The following is a 6227-nucleotide window of genomic DNA, read 5'->3' on the forward strand; positions in this document are numbered from 1 at the left end:
ATTTGTATCTCCTCTAGTTTATTTTCCAAACTTAGTCAAGCTATTTGGTCAATCTATTTAGTTCAAAAGTTGATATACTTTGCCTCAAAACTGGTTTCCAGATGTTCCGATAATTCTTTGAAATCCAATCAGATGTTTTTATATTTGTTAAAAAACAACAAGAAAATGACCGTAAAAATACCAGCGAATGCAATAAAAGCAGAAATTGAGGCGGTGTTCAAAAATCTTCAAAAAGATAAAAAAACTTTAAAACCGCAAGATTTTATTGGTAAATTTCCTTTTAAAGGGGATAGCCTAAAATTTCAAGAAGATTTGAGATAATGAATGAAAGGGCGATAATTTTAGATACCAACACACTTATTAATTTCCTAAGAGGGGAAAGATTAGAATTAGAATTAACCGAAAATAAAGATATCTACATTTCGGAAATAACTGAAATGGAAATCCAGTGCAACTCTAATTTTACCAAAAGCCAAAGAAAGGAACTTTAACTATTTCTATCGACTCTTTTTATTATTCGAATAAATGAAGAAATCCGAGAATTTGCAATAAAAATTAGATTATCAACCAAAATGAAGCTGATGGACTCTATTATTGCAGCAACTGCCCAAATTTCTAATATCCCATTAATAACCTGTGACGCAAAATTTGATTTAGTTAAAACTGCTCAAATAATTTTGCTCCCAACTATTGATAAGCGAAATAGCTGATTTTTAGTTTGTTACTACTAATATAACTGACACCAAAAACCTTCACCTCCCCCCAGCCGCACAATGCTCCTTCAAATATTTAGTATATAGCGTAGAAAGATGTAATGTGGTGCCTTCGCCTTCGTAAATGCCATGGCTTCGGTTGGGGTAGGGCATAAACTGGAACTGCTTGTTGTATTTTATCATTTCGTTTATCAGCAATTCGGCATTTTGGTAATGCACATTGTCGTCACCTGTTCCATGTATGTACAGCAGATTTCCTCTAAAATTCTTTACAAAATGCATTGGAGATCCATTTACAAAATCTTCTTTGTTCTCCTGCGGTAGGCCCATGTATCTTTCTTGGTAAATGTTGTCGTAGGTGAGTTGGTTGGCCACAGCGGCTATCGAAATGCCCGTTTTGTAAATTTCAGGGTACTGGAAAAGACAGTTTAAAGTAGCAGATCCGCCACCACTCCAGCCCCAAATGGCTACGCGAGAAGTGTCAATGAAATCGTATTTTTTGAACATCGCCAAAGCTCCCATGGCTTGGTCTCTGATGTTGACTATGCCTACTTTTCTGTAAATCGATTTTCTCCAATCTCTACCTTTGGGTGCTGGAGTACCTCTGCCATCCAGAGCCGCATAGATATAGCCATCAGCTGCCATATCTCCTGTGTAAAGTCTGTTTCTATCCACTCCATAAACGTCCGTTACCACCACTCCTGCAGGCTCGGAATAAACATAAAACACGATGGGATATTTCTTTTTTGGATCAAAATTCTGAGGTTTTGCGATAAAACCGTCCATGGTGGTGCCATCTGTGGTGGTTACTTGAAAAAACTCCACATCCTTTTTTTGAGGTTTTTGATTGGTCAAAATAGACTTGGCTTCATCTATCGGTTTTCCAGAAGGTAAAGCGATTATTTCTGATACTCTTGGCGTGAAATAATTGGAAAAATTATGAAAGGCATATTTTCCATTGTCCGAAATCCTGTAATTGTGCGTTCCGCTGAGTTCAGCTGGGCTAACTTTTTCGGCTTTGTTTACTTGGCTGATTTTTGTTCTGTAAAGATACGATTGAGTGGCATTTTCGGGTGAAGCCATGAAGTAGATAAAATCATTTGCGATATCCACGTTCAGGATTTTCTGGATGTCATATTTTCCTTCGGTTAGCAAAGTTTCATTTTTCCCATCTCTCGAAACCTTATAAATGTGCCTCCAGCCATCTTTTTCACTTACCCAAATAAAAGATTTGCCGTTTTCTACCCAATCCCAACCTTCAATATTTCCATAGCTCCAGCTGTTTCTTACATCTATCCAAGCGGCGTCTTTTTCTTGGTAAAATGTCCTAGATACACCTGTTTTGGCGTTGCAATACATCAATTTGCTTTCATTTTGTTTTCGGTTGAGCTGTTGAATAATCAGCTCATCAGCATTGTTGGCCCATTCCATTCTTGGAATATAATGTTGCTGCGGATCGCCCGGCACGTTCATCCAAATCGTTTTTTTGGTAGCAATATTGACCACACCGACTTTACAAGCCGATGGACTTTCGCCTACTTTTGGATATTCTACGGGTATGTTTTTAGCATAAATTTCATCGGTATTGTTGATCATCAAAAAATCCTTGATTTTGGTGGCATCTATCTGCCAATAAGCGATGCTTTTGCTGTCTGGACTCCATCTGAATCCATCTCGGCAGTCGAACTCTTCCTCATAAGCCCAGTCAAAAGTGCCATTGATTATTTTGCCTTTGGTTTGCGTGAGTGGGCTTATTTTTTGTGTTTTAAGGTCTTCTATGTACAAGTTTCTTTCGCTCACATAAGCTGCCATTTGGCCGTTGGGTGACAGCTTGGCAAACATCAGTGAAGAAGCAGGTCGTGCTTTTCCCAACTGCGTTATAGCCTTTGTTTTAAGGTCCAAAATCCAATAATCACCTCTGGTTTCTTGTCTCCAAACTCTCTGGGTATTGGTAAAAATCAAAATTTTGTTTCCGTCTTCCGAAAAAGCAAAGCTTTTGGGTTCAATTGGGCTATTCGAATTTTTGGGAGTTAGGTTAGCTTTATCTACAAAAGTCGATTTTTTATTTTCAGGTAAAGCATATTTTTGAATCTCGCCCGATTCAATCATAAAATAGTCGTTTTCCTGCCAAACGACATTCTGAGCTTTTAGGTTTAAGGAAAAAAGGAGGAAAAAGTTAAAGAGTAATTTGAAAATCTTCATCATAGGTTTGGTCTTGGCATATTTTGATTGGAAAAATTAAGCATTTTTTTGGAGATAATATTATCATCCGAGAAAAAAATGAAATGATTATTTTAGAAATATGGCAAATTAAACTCCTGAATTAATCTATTTATTATGGTCATAGTCTGATTAAGGCAAATAAGAGCTCTCATTGTTAATCGAAATAATGAATTAAAAAACATGCTAAATTTCCATCAAAGGTTATTTTTATTTAGATTTAAATCTTAAAGTTTTCAACCCAATATAAATGATGAAGAAAATAATAATTTTCCTGATTGGAATCCAAGCTTCCTTCGCCCAAAGCCCCATTATCAAATCCGAATTTATTTACGAAAATGCTCCTTTCCCTTCTTGCCATGCATCTACGTTGGCCGAAACCCCTTCTGGAATAGTTGCAGCATGGTTTGGCGGAACAGCAGAAAGAGACCCAGATGTGGGTATTTGGGTGAGTAGAATAGAAAATGGCAAATGGACTGCACCAGTTGAAGTAGCCAATGGGGTGGAAAGCCCGAAGAAAAGATATCCGACTTGGAATCCCGTTTTGTTTCAAATGCCTGGAGCGGAATTGATATTGTTTTATAAAGTGGGCCCGAGTCCATCTACTTGGTGGGGAATGATAAAAAGGTCTTTTGATGGAGGAAAGACTTGGTCGGCAGCTGAAAAACTGCCTGATGGAATCTATGGGCCGATAAAAAACAAACCTGAGCTTTTGAGCGATGGTACTTTACTATGTCCCACAAGTTCTGAGGATAATGGCTGGCGGGTACATTTTGAAATGACCAAAGATGCAGGCAAAACTTGGACAAAAACTGCTGCCATAAATGATGGTAAAGAGTTTTCGGCTATCCAACCGAGCATTTTGTTTACAGAAGACGGCCAACTGCAGATCCTGTGTAGAAGTAAGAATAGCTATATTCTAGAAGCTTTTTCAAAAGATAATGGAAAGACTTGGTCGTCATTGAAGCCCATTTCATTGCCAAATCCAAATTCGGGAACAGATGCAGTTACCCTTAAAGATGGCCGACAATTGTTGGTTTACAATCATGTTGGCAAAAGTGAAGAACTGTGGGGCGGAAAACGGTCTCCATTAAATGTTGCGATTTCAGATGATGGGAAAGAATGGAAACCGTTTGTGGTTTTAGAAAATGAGCCTAAAATGGAATTTTCATATCCAGCAGTGATTCAAACGTCAGATGGCAAAGTGCATATAACTTACACTTGGAAACGAAAGAAAGTGAGATATGTGGTGCTGGATGTGAAATGACGGCACTTCGGCTCCGCTCAGTGTCCGAAGAGATACGCGACTTCGTTGTTTGAGCGGAGTCGATGACAAAAACGGCACTTCGGCTCCGCTCAGTGTCCTAAGAGATACGCGACTTCGTTGTCTGAGCGGAGTCGAAGACAAAAACGTCACTTCGGCTCCGCTCAGTGACCGTGGCGACATTTGATTCTGTTGTCTGAGCGGAGTCGAAGACAAAAACGTCACTTCGGCTCCGCTCAGTGACCGTGGCGACATTTGATTCTGTTGTCTGAGCGGAGTCGAAGACAAAAACGTCACTTCGGCTCCGCTCAGTGACCGTGGCGACATTTGATTCTGTTGTCTGAGCGGAGTCGAAGACAAAAACGTCACTTCGGCTCCGCTCAGTGACCGTGGCGACATTTGATTCTGTTGTCTGAGCGGAGTCGAAGACAAAAACGGCACTTCGCCTCCGCTCAGTGTCCAATGCGTTGTCTTAGCGATGGCCATTGAGCTTGCCGAAATGAGTCGAAGACAAACCCAAATTTAATATTCAACCCTATAAAAATAAAAAATGGCCCTCTTAGACATTTCCATAATTGTACTTTATCTGCTTGCCATGGTGGGTATTGGTGTATATTTTTCTAGAAAAAACAAGAGTACAGCTCAATTTACCACAGCCTCCAGCACCATTCCAGGTTGGGCGATTGGTATGAGTTTTTACGCTACTTTTTTAAGTGCAATAACTTTTTTGGGCGATCCTGGAAAATCATTCGGAAGCAACTGGAATCCCTTCGTATTTAGTATTTCAATGCCTTTTGCGGCTTATTTCTCTTCCAAGTTTTTCGTAAGTTTTTATCGAAATTCTGGTGAAATCAGTGCATATACACATCTCGAAAAACGTTTTGGGTCTTGGGCAAGAAGTTATGTCATGCTCTGTTTTATCCTTACACAATTGGCAAGAATGGGAACCATTTTTTATGCAATTGCCATCGCTATCAATGCTTTGACAGGTTTTGAAATACCTTTGATTATCGTTTTTTCGGGTGTTTGTGTGATTGTTTATACCGTTTTTGGAGGGATGGAAGCAGTTATTTGGACGGAAGTGGTACAAGCCGTTCTGAAAACTATGGGAGCGTTACTTATTTTAGGAATAATTTTGTATGCCATTGATATTCAAACAATTGTAAATGAGGGACTTGCAAAAGACAAATTTAGCCTAGGTTCCTTTAAGCCAGATTTTACTCAAAGTTCGTTTTGGGTGGTTTTTGTGTATGGATTTTTTATAAACTTGGTTAATTTCGGAGTGGATCAAAACTACATTCAACGCTACCACACTGCTCAAAATACCAAAGACGCACAGAAAAGCATTTGGCAATGTGTGATTTATTATGTGCCAGTTTCGTTCTTGTTTTTCTTCGTAGGTACTGCTTTGTTTGTTTATTATCAGCACTTTCCTGAGCAAATTCAAAGTTTGAAAGAATTGGTTTCTATCGAAAAAAGTATAGCATTTACTGATTTACAACCAGCAGATTATGGTGACAGAGTTTTGCCTCATTTTATCAAAACCAAAATCCCGACGGGTCTTTTGGGATTGTTGATGGCGGCTTTACTTTCAGCAGCCATGAGTACCATGAGCAGCAGTATGAACAGCTCGGCCACAGTTTTTTTGAAGGATTTTTACACACGATATTTCCATAAAAACTTAAATGATTTACAGCAACTCAAAGTTTTAAGAATTGCTACAGTTTGTTTTGGTTTGCTGGGAATCAGTTTCGGAATAGCCATGATAGGAGCCAAAAGTATTTTAGATATTTGGTGGAAACTCTCTGGAATATTCGCAGGAGGCATGTTGGGTATATTTTTGCTGGGTTTTTTGGTGAAAAATGCTGGAAAGGTGGCCGCTATTGGAGGAACTTTGGTAGGAGTGGTCGTAATCGCTTATTTATCCCTTCAAACCTATTTGCCAGAAAGCTTCAAAACCAATTTGGAACCTAAAATGACTGTAGCATTTGGCACGTTAACGATTGTTGGAGTTGGCTGGTTGATTACCA

Annotated in this window: 6 protein-coding genes; 5 read left to right on the forward strand and 1 reads right to left on the reverse strand. The window is 39.0% G+C overall.

The genetic code is table 11. The annotated features are described in order from the left end of the window. Window positions 1-165: 165 nt before the first annotated feature. Together EGI24_RS19950 and EGI24_RS22040 are read left to right on the forward strand one after the other, a co-directional pair. A complete protein-coding gene (locus EGI24_RS19950; RefSeq protein WP_255050376.1) occupies window positions 166-321 on the forward strand; it encodes a hypothetical protein in 156 nt (51 codons plus the stop codon). A gap of 200 nt (window positions 322-521) precedes the next feature. Beyond that, window positions 522-710, forward strand: a complete 189-nt coding sequence (locus tag EGI24_RS22040; protein WP_409035499.1) for a PIN domain-containing protein — start codon at window positions 522-524, stop codon at window positions 708-710. A 42-nt stretch (window positions 711-752) separates the two neighbouring features. Here EGI24_RS22040 and EGI24_RS19955 read toward each other — a convergent pair whose 3' ends face one another. Then, window positions 753-2918, reverse strand: coding sequence for a DPP IV N-terminal domain-containing protein (locus EGI24_RS19955; RefSeq protein ID WP_310586108.1), 2166 nt, complete (start codon window positions 2916-2918; stop codon window positions 753-755). Between the two features lie 265 nt (window positions 2919-3183). On the opposite strand from EGI24_RS19955, the gene EGI24_RS19960 reads away from it, so the two are divergent. The 3 genes from EGI24_RS19960 to EGI24_RS19970 form a co-directional block, all read left to right on the forward strand. Continuing rightward, window positions 3184-4200, forward strand: a complete 1017-nt coding sequence (locus tag EGI24_RS19960; RefSeq protein WP_409035486.1) for an exo-alpha-sialidase — start codon at window positions 3184-3186, stop codon at window positions 4198-4200. A 49-nt stretch (window positions 4201-4249) separates the two neighbouring features. Further along, window positions 4250-4384 (forward strand): hypothetical protein, encoded by a 135-nt coding sequence (locus EGI24_RS19965; protein ID WP_255049105.1) that lies wholly within the window; start codon window positions 4250-4252, stop codon window positions 4382-4384. A gap of 363 nt (window positions 4385-4747) precedes the next feature. Then, window positions 4748-6227: sodium:solute symporter (locus EGI24_RS19970; protein WP_255050378.1), on the forward strand; the 1480-nt coding region annotated here is incomplete at its 3' end.

It is taken from the genome of Lacihabitans sp. CS3-21, assembly GCF_024343675.1.
Classification (GTDB): Bacteria; Bacteroidota; Bacteroidia; order Cytophagales; family Spirosomataceae; genus Leadbetterella.